The sequence below is a fragment of the Pseudonocardia ailaonensis genome (genome assembly GCF_039531635.1).
Lineage (GTDB): Bacteria > Actinomycetota > Actinomycetes > Mycobacteriales > Pseudonocardiaceae > Pseudonocardia > Pseudonocardia ailaonensis.
In genome coordinates, this window is the sequence record NZ_BAAAQK010000012.1 from 58,046 (window position 1) to 74,799 (window position 16,754).

9 protein-coding genes are annotated in these 16,754 nt (G+C 75.3%); all 9 read left to right on the forward strand.

Translation table 11 applies throughout. The features are described from left to right. The first annotated feature begins 24 nt into the window (after nt 1–24). Genes ABD324_RS19010 through ABD324_RS19050 form a run of 9 tightly spaced genes read left to right on the forward strand, consistent with a single transcriptional unit; the run spans nt 25 to nt 16,651 of the window. The gene (locus ABD324_RS19010; protein ID WP_344418551.1) at nt 25–7,080 is read left to right on the forward strand and encodes an SDR family NAD(P)-dependent oxidoreductase; all 7,056 of its coding nucleotides are present in this window, start codon (nt 25–27) and stop codon (nt 7,078–7,080) included. After that, nucleotides 7,077–9,272: a beta-ketoacyl synthase gene (locus tag ABD324_RS19015; protein WP_344418554.1), complete on the forward strand. Its 2,196-nt coding sequence runs from the start codon at nt 7,077–7,079 to the stop codon at nt 9,270–9,272. Before ABD324_RS19010 ends, ABD324_RS19015 begins: the two co-directional genes overlap by 4 nt. Further along, nucleotides 9,266–10,849, forward strand: coding sequence for a PfaD family polyunsaturated fatty acid/polyketide biosynthesis protein (locus ABD324_RS19020; RefSeq protein WP_344418557.1), 1,584 nt, complete (start codon nt 9,266–9,268; stop codon nt 10,847–10,849). Before ABD324_RS19015 ends, ABD324_RS19020 begins: the two co-directional genes overlap by 7 nt. Then, on the forward strand, nt 10,846–11,802 hold the full coding sequence (locus ABD324_RS19025) for an acyl-CoA desaturase (RefSeq protein ID WP_344418559.1): 957 nt from the start codon (nt 10,846–10,848) through the stop codon (nt 11,800–11,802). The genes ABD324_RS19020 and ABD324_RS19025 overlap by 4 nt, the downstream gene beginning before the upstream one ends. After that, entirely contained in the window at nt 11,799–12,056 is a 258-nt protein-coding gene (locus tag ABD324_RS19030; RefSeq protein WP_344418561.1) for an acyl carrier protein, read from the forward strand. The genes ABD324_RS19025 and ABD324_RS19030 overlap by 4 nt, the downstream gene beginning before the upstream one ends. After that, on the forward strand, nt 12,053–12,880 hold the full coding sequence (locus ABD324_RS19035) for a class I SAM-dependent methyltransferase (RefSeq protein WP_344418563.1): 828 nt from the start codon (nt 12,053–12,055) through the stop codon (nt 12,878–12,880). The genes ABD324_RS19030 and ABD324_RS19035 overlap by 4 nt, the downstream gene beginning before the upstream one ends. Next, nucleotides 12,877–14,109: a cytochrome P450 gene (locus ABD324_RS19040; protein ID WP_344418565.1), complete on the forward strand. Its 1,233-nt coding sequence runs from the start codon at nt 12,877–12,879 to the stop codon at nt 14,107–14,109. Before ABD324_RS19035 ends, ABD324_RS19040 begins: the two co-directional genes overlap by 4 nt. Further along, on the forward strand, nt 14,106–14,846 hold the full coding sequence (locus ABD324_RS19045) for a thioesterase II family protein (RefSeq protein ID WP_344418568.1): 741 nt from the start codon (nt 14,106–14,108) through the stop codon (nt 14,844–14,846). Before ABD324_RS19040 ends, ABD324_RS19045 begins: the two co-directional genes overlap by 4 nt. Beyond that, complete coding sequence (locus ABD324_RS19050) at nt 14,843–16,651, forward strand: fatty acyl-AMP ligase (protein WP_344418571.1); 1,809 nt, start codon at nt 14,843–14,845, stop codon at nt 16,649–16,651. Before ABD324_RS19045 ends, ABD324_RS19050 begins: the two co-directional genes overlap by 4 nt. The last annotated feature ends 103 nt before the right edge of the window (nt 16,652–16,754 follow it).

A 16,754-nucleotide genomic window follows, 5' to 3' on the forward strand; every position in this document is an offset into this window, starting at 1 on the left:
GAACTGATGCCGAAAAGAGGATTCGTGTCCGACTCCCCGCACCGGATCGGCCGCCGAACGGCGGACGTCCCCATCGCGATCGTCGGTATGGCCGGCCTGTTCCCGATGGCCCGGAACTACCGCGACTACTGGCAGAACATCCTCGACGCCGTCGACTGCACCACCGACGTCCCCGAGACCCACTGGCGCCCCGAGGACTACTTCGACCCGACCCCGTCGACCGATCCGTCGCACCCGGACACGACCTACTGCACCCGCGGCGGCTTCGTCCCCGAGACCCGGTTCTCGCCGGGGGAGTTCGGCCTGCCGCCGAACCAGCTCGAGGTGACGACGACCGTCCAGCTGCTCTCGCTCGTCGTGGCGCGTGACCTGCTGCGAGACGCCGGCGCGGTCACCGACGCGGGCAACGCCGGCTGGTACGACCCGGCCCGCACCGGCGTCACGCTCGGCGTGACCGGCCCGATGCCGCTGACCCACCCGATGGCGGCGCGGCTGGAGACCCCGGTGCTCAAGGAGGTCGTGCGCAGCTGTGGACTGTCCGATGCGGACGCCGAGGCCATCGCGCAGAAGTACCTGCTGGCCTTCCCGCCGTGGGAGGAGAACACCTTCCCCGGCCTGCTGGGCAACGTCACCGCCGGCCGGATCGCCAACCGCTTCGACCTGGGCGGCATGAACTGCGCGGTCGACGCCGCGTGCGCCTCCTCGCTCTCGGCGCTGCGGATGGCCGCGGCCGAGCTGGCCGAGGGCCGCGCCGACATGATGATCACCGGCGGCTGCGACACCGAGAACACCGTCTTCGGCTACATGTGCTTCTCCCGCACACAGGCCCTCTCCAAGGGCGGGAAGATCAAGCCCTTCGACGACGCCGCGGACGGCACCCTGGTCGGCGAGGGCATCGGACTGCTGGCGCTCAAGCGACTCGAGGACGCCGAGCGGGACGGCGACCGGGTCTACGCCGTCGTGCAGGGCATCGGCTCCTCGTCCGACGGCCGGTTCGGCAGCATCTACGCCCCGCGCGCCTCGGGCCAGGAGCTCGCGCTGCGGCGGGCCTACACGGACGCGGGGATCTCCCCGGCGGCCGTCGAGCTGTTCGAGGGGCATGCGACCGGCACCACGGTCGGCGACCGGACCGAGCTCACCGCGCTGGGGTCGGTCCTGGGCGAGGCGACCGACGAGCGGGGCTACGCCGCGATCGGCAGCGTGAAGTCCCAGATCGGGCACACCAAGGGTGCCGCGGGCACCGCGTCGCTCATGAAGCTCGCGCTCTCGCTGCGGCACAAGGTGCTCCCGCCGACGATCAACATCGACACCCCGAACAAGGCGCTCGACGACCACGCGCTCTACCCGAACACGGTGACCCGGCCCTGGATCCGCGACCCCCGGCGCCCGGTCCGTCACGCCGCCGCCTCGGCAATGGGCTTCGGCGGCACCAACTTCCACGTCGTGCTCTCCGAGGCCTCGCCGGAGCGGCCGGCCACCGCGCACCGCGGTCCGCGGGCGCACGTGTGGCACGCGCCGTCCCGGTCGGCTCTGCTCGCGGCCCTGGACGGTCCGCCGTCCGAAGGCGAGATCCCGGCCTCGGACGCCCGGCTGGGTTTCGTCGCCCGCACCGACGAGGAGGCCGCCGCACTGCGGGACGTCGCGCGGGCCACCCTCGCCGGCTCCACCGAGGACAGCTGGTCGCACCCGCGGGGCATCTGGTTCCGCGCCGCCGCCCTGCCGTCGGTCACCGTCGCCGCGCTCTTCGCGGGGCAGGGCAGCCAGTACGTCGAGATGGGCCGCCAGGCCGCGATCGACCTCCCGCCCGTCGGCGCCGCGTTCGACGCCGCCAACGCCGGCTTCGGCGACTCCGGCGCGGACACCCTCGCCGCCGCCGTCTTCCCGCCGCCGTCGTTCACCCCGGACGCCGCCGCGCGCGAGGAGGCCCTGCGCCGCACCGACTACGCCCAGCCGGCGATCGGTGCGCTCGCCGCGGGCCAGTTCGCGGTGCTGCGCTCCTTCGGCCTGGCGCCCGCCGGGTTCCTGGGCCACAGCTACGGCGAGCTCACCGCGCTGTGGGCGGCCGGCTCCCTGTCCGACGACGACTTCCACGCCCTTTCCCGGGCCCGCGGCCGCGCGATGGCGCCGCCGGCGGATCCCGGCTACGACCCCGGCACGATGGCCGCCGTCTCCGCCTCCCGCGAGGTCGTCGAGGAGGTGCTGGCCGGGATCGACGGCGCGGTGGTGTGCAACCACAACGCTCCCTCGCAGGTCGTGATCGGCGGCTCCGGCGCGGCCGTTGCCGCCGCTGTGGCCGCGTTCGGTGAGCGGGGGATCTCCGCCACGGAGCTGCCGGTCGCCGCGGCCTTCCACACGTCCCACGTGGACCACGCGGTCGAGGCCTTCCGCACGGCCGTCTCCGCCGTCGAGGTCGGCGAGCCCGCCGGCCTGCTCGTGGCGAACAGCCCGGGCGCGGAGTACGGCCCGGACGTCGCCGCGAACCGCGAGGTGCTCGCGGAGCAGCTGCGCAGGCCGGTCGAGTTCGTCGCCGGCCTCCAGCGCCTCGCCGCCGACGGCGCCACGGTGTTCGTCGAGTTCGGACCGAAGAAGGTGCTGACGGGCCTGGTCGAGCGGACGCTGGGGGAGCGGGCGATCGCGATCGCCACGGATGCCGGCCCCTCCGGCGACTCCGCCGTGTCGCTGCTCGGCGCCGCGGTGCAGCTGGTGGTGCTCGGTGCCCCGCTGGCCGGCCTCGACCGGTACGCCGCGGAGCCCTTCGCGGAGGTCGAGCCGAAGGGCATGACGATCACGCTGTCGGGCATGACCTACCGCCCCGAGTCGCGGAACGAGGCGTACCGGGAGGCGCTGACCAGCGGGTACACGGTCACGCTGCCGACCGCGCCCGCTGCCCCGGCCCCCGCCGCTCTCGCGCCCGGCACGGCGTTGCCCCTCGGCGCCACGGCGACCGCCGCCGCCGTCGTCCCACCGGCCGCAGGGTCGGTGCCGGTGGGGTCCGCCGCAGGTCTCGCGTCCCCCGCGCCCGGTGCGGCGCTCCCCGTAGGCGCCGCCGTCCCGGCCGCGCCGAGCGCCCCCGGCGCCGCGACCGCGGTCGCCCTGTCCGGCGCGCCCGCACCCCTCCCGTCCCCGGCAGGATCCGCCGTGACCACGACCCGGCTCGCCGGCGACCCGCTGGCCGAGCACGTCGACCTGCACGCCCGGTACCTCGACAGCCAGCTCCGGATCACGGAGGGCCTGGTCGACGTCCTGCGGGCGCAGGGTGGCCAGGTCGACCCGCAGGTCCACGCCGGCGTCCGCGCCGTCGCCGACTCGGCGCTGGCGATTAGCCGTGGTCACACCCACGCCAACGAGGTCCTGTCCCGGATGACCGGGCTCCTCGGTGCTCCCGCCCCGGCCGCCCCGGCCCCGGCCACACCCGCGCCGGCGAACGCCCTCGCCCTGACCGCCCCCCTCGCCCCCGCCGCTCCCACGAACGGCGGGCTCCCCGGCGGTGCCCACGTGAACGGCACCGGCCCCCACGGGTTCGGGGCCCACGGATCCGGTGCCGTCGCCCTCGCTGAGGCCCCCACCCCGACGACCCCCGCCCACACCGGTGGCACCGAGGCCGGCGGTGTGGGCGGTTCCACGGCCCCCGCCGCCCCGTCCGTGCCCACCGCGGCGCCGACCGGTCCGGACCCGGACGCCGTCCGGGCCGCGCTGCTCGCCGTCGTCAGTGAGAAGACGGGCTATCCCGTCGACATGGTCGAGCCGGGCATGGACCTGGAGGCCGACCTGGGCATCGACTCGATCAAGCGGGTGCAGATCCTGGGCGCGGTGTCGGAGCGGATCCCCGGCCTGCCGCAGGTGGGCCCGGAGCAGCTGGCCGAGCTGCGGTCCGTGGACGACATCGTGGGCGTCCTCGCCGCGGGCGCCCCGACGGCCACTCCGGTCGCCGCCGGTCCGGACGCCGCGGCCGTGCGTGCCGCGCTCCTCGCCGTGGTCTCGGAGAAGACCGGCTACCCGGTCGAGATGGTCGAGCCGGGGATGGACCTGGAGGCCGATCTCGGCATCGACTCGATCAAGCGGGTCCAGATCCTCGGCGCGGTGTCCGAGCGGATCCCCGGCCTGCCCCAGGTCGGCCCGGAGCAGCTCGCGGAGCTGCGGTCGGTGGACGACATCGTGGGCGTGCTGGCCGCCGCGACCCCCGCGCCTGCCGCCCCGGCCGGCGCCGACGCCTCGTCGGTGCGCGCGGCCCTGCTCGCGGTGGTCAGCGAGAAGACGGGCTACCCGGTCGACATGGTCGAGCCGGGCATGGACCTCGAGGCCGACCTCGGGATCGACTCCATCAAGCGGGTGCAGATCCTCGGCGCCGTCGCGGAGCGGATCCCCGGCCTGCCTCCGGTGGGCCCGGAGCAGCTGGCCGAGCTGCGGTCGGTCGACGACATCGTCGGTGTCCTCGCCGCCGCACCCGCCACGCCGGCGCCCGGCACGCCCGTCCCGTCCGGTGTGGACCCCGACGCCGTGCGGGCCGCGCTGCTCACCGTCGTCTCCGAGAAGACGGGCTACCCCGTCGACATGGTCGAGCCGACCATGGACCTCGAGGCGGACCTGGGCATCGACTCGATCAAGCGGGTGCAGATCCTCGGCGCCGTCGCCGAGCTCGTCCCCGGCGTCACCCCGGTCGGCCCGGAGCAGCTCGCGGAGCTGCGCTCGGTCGACGACATCGTCGCCGTCCTCGCCGGCGCGCCGGCCGGGCAGCCCGTGGCGGTGGTCGAGCCCGAGCGGGCGGTCGATGTGCGCCCGCACCGCTTCACGATCGACCTCGCCCCGCTCCCGCCGCTCGACCGGCTCGCCGAGCCCTTCGCGGCGCAGCCGGTGGCGTGGATCGTCGAGCGCGGCACCTCCGCGCCGGCCGCCCTGGTCGAGGGCCTGCGCGCCCGCGGCTGGACCGTCACCACCGACCGGCCGGACGACCTCGACGCGGTGATCCTGCTGGCAGGCCCGCAGTTCCCGGCCGAGCAGCTGCTCTCCGACGCGGTGCTCACCGCCGGTGCGACCGTGGAGGCCCTGCGGCGCAGGGAGACCCGCGCCGCGTTCCTCACCGTCACCCGCATCGACGGCGGCCTCGGCCACCACGGCACCGCCGAGCTCGGCCTCGCCCTGCAGGGCGGGCTCACCGGCCTCGCCAAGACCCTGGCCCGCGAGGCCCCCACCGTGTTCGCCCGGGCGGTCGACGTCGCCCCCGGCCTCGACGACACCGCGGTGTCGGACGTCGTTCTCGCCGAGCTGCACGATCCCGACCTGACGGCGGAGGTCGGCGTCGACGCCGACCGCGCCCGCTGGACCCCGGTCCGCACGGACCGCGGCCTGGCGGGCACCCCGGTGGAGGAGGCGCCCCTGGGAGCCGACGACGTCGTGCTGGTCACCGGCGGCGCCCGCGGCGTCACCGCCACCTGCGTGATCGCCCTGGCCGAGCGCGTCCCGGCGGAGTTCCTGCTGCTCGGCCGCACCACCGGCATCGACGAGCCGGAGCCCGCCTGGGCCGCCGGCGTGCCCGACGACGGCCTCAAGGCCGCCCTGATCACCGACCTGCGCCACGGCACCGGCGGCTTCGGCCCCAAGGAGGTCGAGCAGCAGGTCTCCGCGCTCAAGGCCCGCCGCGAGATCCGCTCCACACTGGACGCAGTCCGCGCGGCCGGCGCCCGGGCGCGCTACCTGAGCGCCGACGTCGCCGATGCGGACGGCGTCCGCGCCGCCCTGGGCGACGACGCCACCCGGGTCACCACGCTGGTCCACGGCGCCGGCGCACTCGCCGACGCCGCCCTGCCGGACAAGACCGCCGAGGCCGTCGCCCGGGTGTTCGGGCCCAAGCTCGGCGGGCTGCGTGCGGTGCTCGACGCGGTGGAGACCTCGCCGCGGGTCATCGTCTTCGGCTCGGTCGCCGGGGTCCTCGGCAACCCGGGCCAGGCGGACTACGCCGCCGCCAACGAGGCCCTCGACCGCGCCGCCGCGACCCTGCGCCACCACGGGCAGGGCGGCACCGCGATCCACTGGGGCGCCTGGGACGGCGGGATGGTCACGCCGGAGCTCAAGGAGCTGTTCGCGGCCCGCGGGGTCGCGCTGCTCGCGCCGGAGACGGGCGCCGCGGCGTTCGTCGAGGAGCTCACCCGCGGCGAGCGGTCGGTCCTGGTCGCACCGGGCGGCGCACTCGCCCCCGTTGCGCCCGAACCGGTCCGGGAGGTCACGGTCCGCCGCGACACCCACGCCCTGACCCGCGACGCCGTGGTCGCCGACCACCGCATCGGCGCCGCCCCGGTGCTGCCGCTGTCCGCCGCGATCGGCTGGATGGCGCGGACGGCCGAGCGGACCCACCGCGACCTGCGGGTCGTCGGGCTCCGCGACGTCGGGGTGCACCGCGGGATCGTGCTCGACGGCACCGAGCCCGCCGAGCTGGAGCTGGGCCTGGACCGCGGGACGGTCGAGGGCGGCACGCTGACGGTCCGCGCCCGGATCACGAGCGGCTCGCAGGGCGGAGGGTCGACTCCGGCCCAGCCGCATTTCGGCGCGACGCTGGTCCTCGCCGCCGGCCCGGCCGTCCCCCCGGCCGGGGAGGCCTGGACGCCCACCGAGGGTGACGACGGGCTGCAGGTCTACCGCGACGCCGACCTCTTCCACGGCCCGCTGCTGCAGGGCCTGAGGCGAGTGGTCGAGCGGGCCGAGACCCGGCTGGTCGCGGAGTGCGCGCTCGCCGACATCCCACTCGCCGGGGGCGGCTGGGCCGCGGAGCTGCACAGCCCGGTGCTCGGCGACGTCGTGCTGCAGGTCGCGTCGGTGCTGGGGGTCTGGCACCAGCAGGCCGGCTGCCTCCCGCTGTCGGTCGGTGCGGTCGACCTGTACGCCCCGATCCCGGACGGCACCCCCTTCCGCGTGATCGCCGACGACCTCCGCCCGACGACCGGGGGAGTCACGGTGAACGCCACGGTCACCGACCCCGAGGGCCGGATCCTGCAGCGCTGGACCGACATCGGCGCGGTGAGCACTCCCGACATGGCCGCCAAGTTCGCCGAGGCGGTCCGGGTCCGGAACGAGGAGGGCACGCGATGAGCGACCTGACGGACGAGATCACCTTCGACGGCACCCCCTTCGACTCCCTGGCCGGCATCCCCGATCCCCAGTCGGGCAGCGGCACGGTCGGCGGGGCGGCGCCGATCGCTGCGGCGCCGGGCCGTGATCCGCACGCGGGTAGCGGGACGTCCGACGACCGACCGGTTCCCTTCCCGGACGCGGATCACGCCTCTCGCCCGGCGGCCGCAACGCACGGGACGGCACCCGTCGCCGCCGAGGCGCTCGCGGCCGGCCTGGTCGACGAGCTCCGGGCCGGCCTGGTCGCCGCCCACCGCTCCGCCATGGAGGTGCAGACCGCCTGGCAGGACGCCGCGCTCGCGGCGTTGCAGGGCGGTCGGGCCGTCGCCGGCCACCTCCCCGCGAGCGCCGGTGCGGTGCCGGGTCACCTCGCCCCTGCGCCGATGCAGGGGGGCGCCCTCGGGCCCGTGGCGGGGAAGCTCACCCGCGTCCCCGCACCGCCCCGTCTCGCCCTGGAGGCCGGCGGGTACCGGCGCGAGGGGGCTCTCGAGCCCCTGGCTCCCGCGCTGGTGTCCACCCTGGACTCCGCCGCGCTGGAGCGGCTCCGGCGCGGCGACCTCGCCGCGGTCTTCGGGCCGCGGCACGAGCGCGGGGAGCCCGGCCCGCTCCTCGCCTCCGGGCCGCTGCACGCCGTCACCGAGCTCCGGCCGGGCGGTCCGGCGGGCGTCGCGGTCCTCCGCGGGCTCGCCACCGCCCCCGGGAGCGCGGAGGAGCTGCGCACCCTCGCCGCCCAGGTCGCCCAGGTGATCGCCGGCTGGCTGGGCCTCCCGACCGTCGTCCCCGCGGCCCGGTTCGTCGTCGAGGGCGGGACCGTCGAGCCGGAGCCCGCCCCCGCGGGCGAGGTCGAGGTGCTCGCCGAGGTCACCGCGGCCGATCTGCTGCCCCGCCCCTGGGTGCGCGTCGACGTCGAGGTGCGCCCGGGTGGCATCGTCCGCGATCTCACCCTGGCCGTCCGCGAGGAGCCGGGCACCCCGCTCGGCACCCGCCGCGGCGGCAACCCGCCCGCCCTCCCGGTGCGGCGCGGTGTCACCGGCACCCTCGCCGTCGTCGACGAGCTGGCGCTGGCCACGGCCTCGGTCGGCGATCTGCAGCTGGCCCTCGGCCCGGAGTTCGCCCGCTACGCCGAGGTCCGCGCGACCCGTCCGCCGGCCGGCGGGCTGCGGCTCGTCGGGCGTGTCATGGAGATCCACGGCGCCCGCGGCGACCTCACGAAGGGCAGCGGCGAGACGGAGTACGACTCCGCCGCCGACGCCTGGTACTACGGGGCAGCCCCCAGCCCGAGCGTGCCGAACGTGATCCTGATGGAGACCTCGCTCCAGTCGGCGCTGCTCCTGGGCTACCACCTCGGCGCCACCCTCACCGACCCGGACGAGAACTACAGCCTGCGCAACCTCGACGGGAGCGCCACCCTCCACCGCGAGGTGGACCTGCGCGGGCGGACGATCGTCCAGCGCTCCGAGCTGATCACCACGACGGTGCTGTCGGGTGCGGTGCTGCAGGGCTTCACCTACGAGCTGTGGCTCGACGGCGAGGACCGCGCCACCACCGGTCCGTTCTACTCCGGGACGTCGCTGTTCGGGTTCTTCAACGCCACCGCCCTGGCCAACCAGACCGGCCTGGACAACGGCACCCTCGTCCCCACCTGGCTGGAGCGCCACCCGCACCCGACCCGGACCGCCCCTGGTGGACGGACCGGGGCGACGGGTGAGCTGGACCTGGTGCGGGACATGGAGGTCGTCGACGGCGGCGGGCTCCACGGGGCCGGCTACCTGCGGGCCCGCCGGCGCGTGGAGGCGTCCGACTGGTTCTTCGCCCGGCACTTCCACCTCGACCCCGTGATGCCCGGCTCGCTCGGCATCGAGGCGGTGATCCAGGCCCTGCAGGAGTGGCTGGTCGACACGGGCGCCACCACCGAGCTGACCGAGCCCGAGTTCGTGGTGCCCGCGGGCATCGAGCTGGCCTGGCGCTACCGCGGCCAGATCCTCGCCGGTGACGGCGAGATGACCCTCGAGGTGCACGTCAAGCGGGTCGAGCGGCGGCCGGGACGGGTGCGGGTGGTCGCCGACGCCTCGGTGTGGAAGCCGGGTTTGCGCATCTACGAGCTGACCGACGTCGCCGCCGAGGCGCGCGAGAAGGGGGCACCGGCATGGTGACCACCGTCCTGACCGGCCCGGACCTCGATGCGCTGTCCCGCGGGGAGCTCCTCGCCCGGACCGCGGACGAGCTCTACGGCGTGCTCGCGGACCTGGACCGCCCGGTCTTCGTGGTGCGTGACGTCCGCGGAATCGGCGCCACCAACGAGCCCGGCGGCGCCCGTCGTCCCGGTGTGCAGGTGCTGGCATCGGCCGGTCCGCTGCCCGCCCCTCGGCTCGGGGCTGCGTCGTTCCGGCGTACCCACGGCGTTCGGCTGGCCTACCACGCCGGCGCGATGGCCCACGGGATCGCCTCCGCCGAGATGGTGACCGCGCTGGCCCGCACCGGTGTGCTGGCCAGCTTCGGCGCGGCCGGGCTGGTGGCGGAGAAGGTCGACGCCGGCCTGTCCGCGATCACCCGGGACGCGCCGGGCCGCCCGTTCGCCTGCAACCTGATCCACAGTCCGAGCGAGCTGGCCATGGAGCGGTCCACGGTGGACCTCTGCCTGCGTCACGGGGTCACCACGCTGGAGGCCTCGGCCTTCCTGGAGCTGACGCCGGACATCGTCCGGTACCGGGCGCTGGGCCTGTCCCGCAACGCGGACGGCTCCCCGCGAATCGCGCACCACGTGATCGCCAAGGTCTCGCGCACGGAGATCGCCGAGCTGTTCCTCGCTCCCGCGCCGGAGCCGATCCTGCGCGGGCTCGTCGAGGCGGGGCGGATCACCGCCGAGCAGGCCGCGCTGGCCCGCGAGGTGCCGGTGGCGGACGACATCACCGCCGAGGCGGACTCGGGCGGCCACACCGACCGCCGCCCGCTGCCCGTGCTGCTGGGCGAGCTGATCCGGCTCCGGGACCGCCGCGCGCCGCGGGTCCGGATCGGTGCCGCCGGGGGCATCGGGACCCCGGAGGCCGCCGCGGCGGCGTTCGCGCAGGGCGCGGACTACGTCGTCACCGGCTCGGTGAACCAGGCCTGCGTCGAGTCCGGCCAGTCCGCCGTCGCCAAGGAGCTGCTCGGGCAGGCCGGGGTCACGGACTGCGAGATGGCCCCGTCGAGCGACATGTTCGAGCTGGGGGTCGACGTCCAGGTGCTGCGCCGGGGCACGATGTTCCCCTCCCGCGCCCGGCGGCTCTACGACCTCTACCGCCGCCACGACGGCATCGACGACCTGCCCGCGGACGAGCGGGAGTCCCTGGAGCGCACCGTGTTCCGCCGTCCCCTGGACGACGTCTGGGCGGACACCGTCGACTACTTCTCCCGCCGCGACCCGGACCAGATCGCCCGCGCCGCCGAGAACCCCAAGCGCCGCATGGCCCTGGTGTTCCGCTGGTACCTGGGCCTGTCGTCGAACTGGGCCGCGGGTGGCGCCCCGGACCGCAAGGCGGACTACCAGATCTGGTGCGGCGCGGCGATGGGCGCCTGCAACACCTGGCTCGCCGGCACCCCGCTCGAACCGGTCGCCGCGCGGACCGTCAGCGGTGTCGCGGAGAACCTGATGCGGGGTGCGGCCTTCCACGGCCGGGTCACCGCCCTGCGTCAGGCGGGCGTCACGCTGCCCGCCGGGTGCGCCGCGCACCGACCGGAGCTCCTGACATGACCGACGCGGTGATCGACCGACCGGAACCACGCCGGAAGACGATCAGCAGCCCGTACATCCACAAGCTGCAGCGCAGGCACTTCCTGCTCTTCGACGTCGCCCCGATCCTCGGCACCGCCGCCGCGGTGGCGTTCCTGTGGGTGCACCCCTTCGGCTGGACCGAGGCCGGGCTGCTGGTCGGGTTCTGGCTGCTCACGGGGCTGGGGGTGACCGTCGGCTATCACCGGCTGTTCACCCACCGCACGTTCAAGGCCGCTCCGTCGGTGGAGGTCGCGCTCGCGGTCCTCGGCTCGATGGCGGGGCAGGGCGCGGTGATCTCCTGGGTGGCGCTGCACCGTCGGCACCACGAGTTCTCCGACCGCGAGGGCGACCCGCACTCGCCCAACCTCTCCGGTGGGGGGTTCGTCGGCGCGGTGAAGGGCCTGGCGCACTCGCACTTCCTGTGGATGCGCCGCCACGAGTACCCCAACGTCGTCCACTACGCGCCGGACCTGATCAAGAACCGGCGGCTGGTCCGCGTCGCCCGCCTCTACTACTGGTGGGTCGCGCTGGGGCTGGCCGTGCCCGCGCTGATCGGCGGCCTCGTCGACCTGTCCTGGCAGGGCGCGGTGTCCGGGCTGCTGTGGGGCGGCCTGGTGCGGATCTTCGTGCTGGAGCACATCGTCTGGGCGATCAACTCCGGCCTGCACATGGTCGGCACGCGCCCCTACGAGTCCCGCGAGAACAGTCGCAACGGCGGGATCTTCGCGCTGCTCACCCTCGGCGAGTCCTGGCACAACAACCACCACGCGTTCCCCGAGTCGCCGTCGTTCGGGCTGGACTGGTACCGGCTCGATCCCGGCTTCTGGCTGATCCGGGCGCTGCAGACCGGCGGTCTGGCCTCGGACCTGAAGACCCCGTCCCCCGAGCGCCGGCAGGCCCGGCGCGCGCGCCCCGCAGGAGCCGAGTCATGAGTGCAGCTGTGGCGACCGACGTCGCGTCCATCGTGGAGTGGTGCCGCGGGTACCTCGCCGACCTGCTGGAGACGCCGGTCGCCGAGATCGACCCGGACGCCGACTTCGACCGGCTCGGCGTCGACTCCGCGCTGGCGGTGTCGCTGCTGGTGGAGGTCGAGGAGCGCTACGACGTCGACATCGCCCCCGAGGCACTGTTCGAGAACCCGACGATCGCCGCCGTCGCCACCTACCTGCACGAGCGCCTGGGATGAGCTCCGCCGCCCAGTCCGCCGAGGCGATCCGGCACCACTACGACATCGGCAACGACTTCTACGCGCTCTGGCTGGACCCCACGCTGAGCTACTCGTGCGCCTGGCGGACCGGAGACGAGTCGCTGGAGCAGGCGCAGGAGCACAAGCTGCGTCGCCACCTCGACGCCGCGGGCGCGCGGACCCGGCTGCTCGACGTCGGGTGCGGATGGGGCGGGATCCTCGCCCGGGCCGGCGTGCCGGCGGTCGGGCTCACCCTCTCCGACGCCCAGGCCGCGCACGTTGCGGCACAGGGGATCCCGGACGCCGAGGTGCGGGTGGAGGACTGGCGCGACCACACGCCGTCGCACCCCTACGACGGCATCGTGTCCATCGGGGCGTTCGAGCACTTCGCCGCGCCGGGCGCCGACAAGGTCGCGATCTACCGGGAGTTCTTCACCCGCTGCCGGGAGTGGCTGTCGGGCGGCGCGCTGTCCCTGCAGACGATCGCCTACGCGGACATGGACCCGGCCGAGGCGAGCTCGTTCATGCAGCAGGAGATCTTCCCGGACGCCGAGCTGCCCACCCTGGCCGAGATCACCGCGGCCGCCGACGGTGTCCTGGAGGTCACCGCGCTGTCCAACGGCCGCCTCGACTACGCCTGGACCTGCGCGGAGTGGGCCCGGCGGCTCAAGGCGGCGCGGCCCGAGGCGCGCGAGCTGGTGGGGGCGGAGACGGTGGCGCGCTACGAGCGGTACCTGATGCTGTCGTCGCTCGGCTTCCGCATGGGCAGGCTCGCGCTCTACCGGATCACCCTGCGCCCGTACGGCTCCCGGTGGGGCGCATGAGGTTCAACCCCTTCGCGCCGGCCTTCCGGCAGGACCCGTACCCGCAGTACGCGGCCCTGCGGGCGCAGCCACCGATCCGCACCCTGGGGATGTGGGTGCTGACCCGGCACGCCGACGTGCTCGCGGTGCTGCGCGACCGGACGTTCAGCGCCGAGCTGATCCCCGCGCTGGTGGCGCGGCACGGTGGCGACACCGACCGGATCCTGCGTCTCGGCCGGGCGTCGTTGGTGTTCACGGACAACCCGGCGCACGCGCGGCTGCGGGGACTGGTGAACCGGGCGTTCACCCCGGCCGCGGTCGCCGAGCTGGAGCCGGCGGTCCGCGAGATCGCCGGGCGGCGGGTCGCCGATCTGCGTCACGACCTGATGGCCGAGGTCGCCGTGCCGCTGCCCGTCGAGGTGCTCTGCACCTGGCTCGGCCTGCCCGCCGAGCTGCACGACATGGTCGCGGGTTGGACGCACGACGTCCGGTTCCTGCTGGAACCGGGGATGTTGCGCGGGGACGATCTCGCGCGGGTGGCCGACGTGGTCGACACCTTCGCGGGCGCGCTGACCGAGGTCCTGCACGACCGCCCGGCCGGGCTCCTGACCCGCCTGGCCGAGGCCCGGACGTCCGGGGGACACCGGCTGGCCGACGAGGAGATCGCGCTGCTCGGGATCATGTGCTTCGTCGCGGGCTCCGAGACCTCCACGGCGCTGATCGGCAACGCCGCGCTCGCGGTCCTGCACGACCCCGTCACGCCGGAGCAGGTGCCCGCCGCGGTCCGGGAGACCCTGAGGCACGAGAGCCCGCTGCAGATGACCAAGCGGATCGCGACCCGGGACCTCGAGATCGGCGGTGCGGCGATCGCGGCGGGGGACCAGGTGCTGCTCTGCCTCGCCGCCGCCAACCGGGACGATGCCGTGTTCCCGGATCCCGACCGGTTCGACGTCGCGCGTCCGCCCGGCCCACACCTGGGCTTCGGCTTCGGGATGCACGGCTGCCTCGGCGGCGCGCTGGCCGAGCTGCAGGCCGGGGCGGTGCTCGACGCGCTCGTCCGCACACCGGTCGAGCTCGCCGGCGAGGTGCGCTGGCAGACGGAGAGCCTGATCGTCCGCAGCCCCGTCGCGCTGCCCGTGCGGCGCGTCGACGGTGCGGCCACCGCGCCCTCCCGACTCCCGAGGGAGTCCTTCTCCGGCGCCGGTGTGCCGATGCGGAGCCGGCCCGGTGTGCCGGAGGGCGCAAGATGACCGCGGCGGCCGTGCGGCGGTTGCGGGACGTCCCGCCCGTCGGCGGGACCGCCCTGGTCTGCCTGCCCCATGCCGGGGCCGGGGCGTCGTCGTTCGCCCGCTGGCTGCGGCTCTTCCCGGAGCCGATCGGGCTCCTCCGGGTGCAGCTGCCCGGTCGGGAGGACGCTGCCGGCGAGGAGCCGCTGCGGTCCGTCGCCGATGCCGTAGTGCTGCTGCTCCCGGAGCTCCGGGAGCTGCCGAGGGTGGCGCTCTACGGGCACAGCATGGGCGCGCTCGTCGCGTTCGAGCTGGCCACGGCGCTGGAGGCGGCCGGGCGGCCGCCGGTGCACCTGTTCGTGTCCGGTCGCCGCGCGCCCCATCTCGCCTCGCGCCGCGCCCCGATCCACCACCTGCCCGACGACGAGTTCGCCGCCGCGCTCGGCGGCGCCCTCACCGGGCCACCGGCCTTCCGGCGCTACGCGCTGCGGCTCACCCGGGCGGATCTGACGCTCTCCGAGGATTACGCGGGCGGGCTCGAACCCCGCCTCGACTGCCCGGTCACCGGGTTCCACGGCCTCGGCGACCCGATCGTCGACCTCGACCAGGCCGGGGCGTGGTCCGACGTGACCACCGGGCGCTTCGCGCTGCACACCTTCACCGGCGACCACCTGTTCCACCAGCAGCACCGCGAGGCCCTGGCCGCCCACATGACCGAGGCGATCACGACCGGCGGCCTCACGGCCGGAGCATCCGCATGACCGTCCCCGAGGTCCTCGCCCGCCGCGCCGCCGAGACCCCGCGCCGACCGGCCCACGTCTTCCTCGACGAGCGGGGGGACGAGACCCGGGTCCTCACCTACGGCGAGCTCCACCGGCTGGCACTCGGTGTGGCACAGGCGCTCCCGTGCGCGCCGGGGGAGCGGGCGCTGCTCGCGTTCCCGCAGTGCCCCGAGTTCGTGATCGCCTTCCTCGGGTGCCTCTACGCCGGGGTGATCGCGGTTCCGGTGAACCCACCACGGCGCAGCAGGGTGCAGGAGGCGACGGCCGCCGTCGTGGCCGACTGCGACGCCGCCGCCGTCCTCACCCTGCGCTCCTCGGTGGAGACGCTGCGGGAGCGGCTCCCCGGTCCGCGGGCCTGGCTGGCGGTCGACGAGATCGGGCCGGGCTCCGGCGCGCCGGCGGCGGTCGGGCCCGGGGACCTGGCGTTCCTGCAGTACACCTCGGGATCGACGTCGGATCCCAAGGGCGTCATGGTCTCCCACGGCAACCTCGCCGCGAACGAGGACATGATCGCCGCCGCGTTCGGGCACGACGAGGGCTCGACCGTCGTCGGCTGGGCGCCGTTCTTCCACGACCAGGGCCTGATCGGCAACGTCCTGCAGCCGCTGTGGACCGGGTCGACGGCGATCCTGATGTCGCCCATGGCCTTCGTCCGCCGTCCGATGCTGTGGCCCGAGACCGTGTCGCGGTACCGGGCGCACACCAGCGGCGGCCCGAACTTCGCCTTCGACGCCTGCGTCCGTGCCGCGTCCCGGGGCGTCCCGGCCCTGGACCTGAGCTGCTGGAAGGTGGCCTTCAACGGGGCCGAACCGGTGCGCCCGGAGACCCTGCGCGCCTTCGCCGAGACCTTCGGGCCACACGGCTTCGATCCCGCGGCCCTGCACCCCTGCTACGGCCTCGCCGAGGCGACCCTCATCGTCACGGGGACCGGAAAGCTCCGCGGCCCACGACTCCTCGCGGCGGACCCCGCATCCCTCGCCGACAACCGCGTCCACGGTGAGCGAACGGCACTCTCGTTCACACCTGGTGAGCCGGCGGCCCGTTCGCTCACCCCCGCGGCGGCTGAGCAACGGCCGGTCGACGCCCCCGCTCCGGACGAGCGAACGGCACTCTCGCTCACTAGGTGTGAGCTAGGGGGCCGTTCGCTCACCGGGGGAGCGGGGGTGCGGGAGCTGGCGGGGTCCGGGGTGCCGCTCGACGGGGAGGTGGTCCGGATCGTCGAACCCGGGAGCCGGCTCGTCCGTCCGGACGGGGCGGTGGGGGAGATCTGGGTGTCCGGGCCCTCCGTGGCGCTCGGGTACTGGCGACGGCCGGAGGCCACCGCGGAGACCTTCCGGGCCCGGATCGTCGGCGACCCCCACGAGTACCTCCGGACCGGCGACCTCGGCGCGCTCGTCGACGGCGAGCTGTACGTCGTGGGCCGGCGCAAGGACGTCGCGATCATCCGGGGGCGCAACCACCATCCCCACGACATCGAGCACACCGTCGGCACCGCGCACCCCGTCCTCGAACCCGGGGCGGCCGCGGCCTTCGCCCTGTCCGCCCCGGACGGCGAGCAGCTGGTCGTGGTGCAGGAGGTGCGTCGCGAGCACCGTCGCGGCGGGGATCCGCGCGAGGTCCTCGGGGCCGTTCGCGCCGCGCTCGCGCAGGAGCACGGTCTCGCGCTCGCCGAGCTCGTGATCACGCTGCCCGGCCGGGTGCCACGGACGAGCAGCGGCAAGGTGCGCCGTTCGACCGCCGCGGCCATCCACGCCGGCGACGGGTTCGAGCGCTGGGCACCCTGAGCGAACGGCACTCTCGCGCACCGGATGTGAGCGAAGGGGCCGTTCGCCGGGGAGGGACGGCCGGCGGTGGCGCCGGGGAGAAACAGCAGGTCACGGCATCAGG

Bases quoted from the DNA above. Each gene is read 5' to 3' on its own strand.
- ABD324_RS19015 (WP_344418554.1), top strand. From the start codon at position 7,077: ATGAGCGACCTGACGGACGAGATCACCTTCGACGGCACCCCCTTCGAC.
- ABD324_RS19020 (WP_344418557.1), top strand. From the start codon at position 9,266: ATGGTGACCACCGTCCTGACCGGCCCGGACCTCGATGCGCTGTCCCGC.
- ABD324_RS19025 (WP_344418559.1), top strand. From the start codon at position 10,846: ATGACCGACGCGGTGATCGACCGACCGGAACCACGCCGGAAGACGATC.
- ABD324_RS19030 (WP_344418561.1), top strand. From the start codon at position 11,799: ATGAGTGCAGCTGTGGCGACCGACGTCGCGTCCATCGTGGAGTGGTGC.
- ABD324_RS19035 (WP_344418563.1), top strand. From the start codon at position 12,053: ATGAGCTCCGCCGCCCAGTCCGCCGAGGCGATCCGGCACCACTACGAC.
- ABD324_RS19040 (WP_344418565.1), top strand. From the start codon at position 12,877: ATGAGGTTCAACCCCTTCGCGCCGGCCTTCCGGCAGGACCCGTACCCG.
- ABD324_RS19045 (WP_344418568.1), top strand. From the start codon at position 14,106: ATGACCGCGGCGGCCGTGCGGCGGTTGCGGGACGTCCCGCCCGTCGGC.
- ABD324_RS19050 (WP_344418571.1), top strand. From the start codon at position 14,843: ATGACCGTCCCCGAGGTCCTCGCCCGCCGCGCCGCCGAGACCCCGCGC.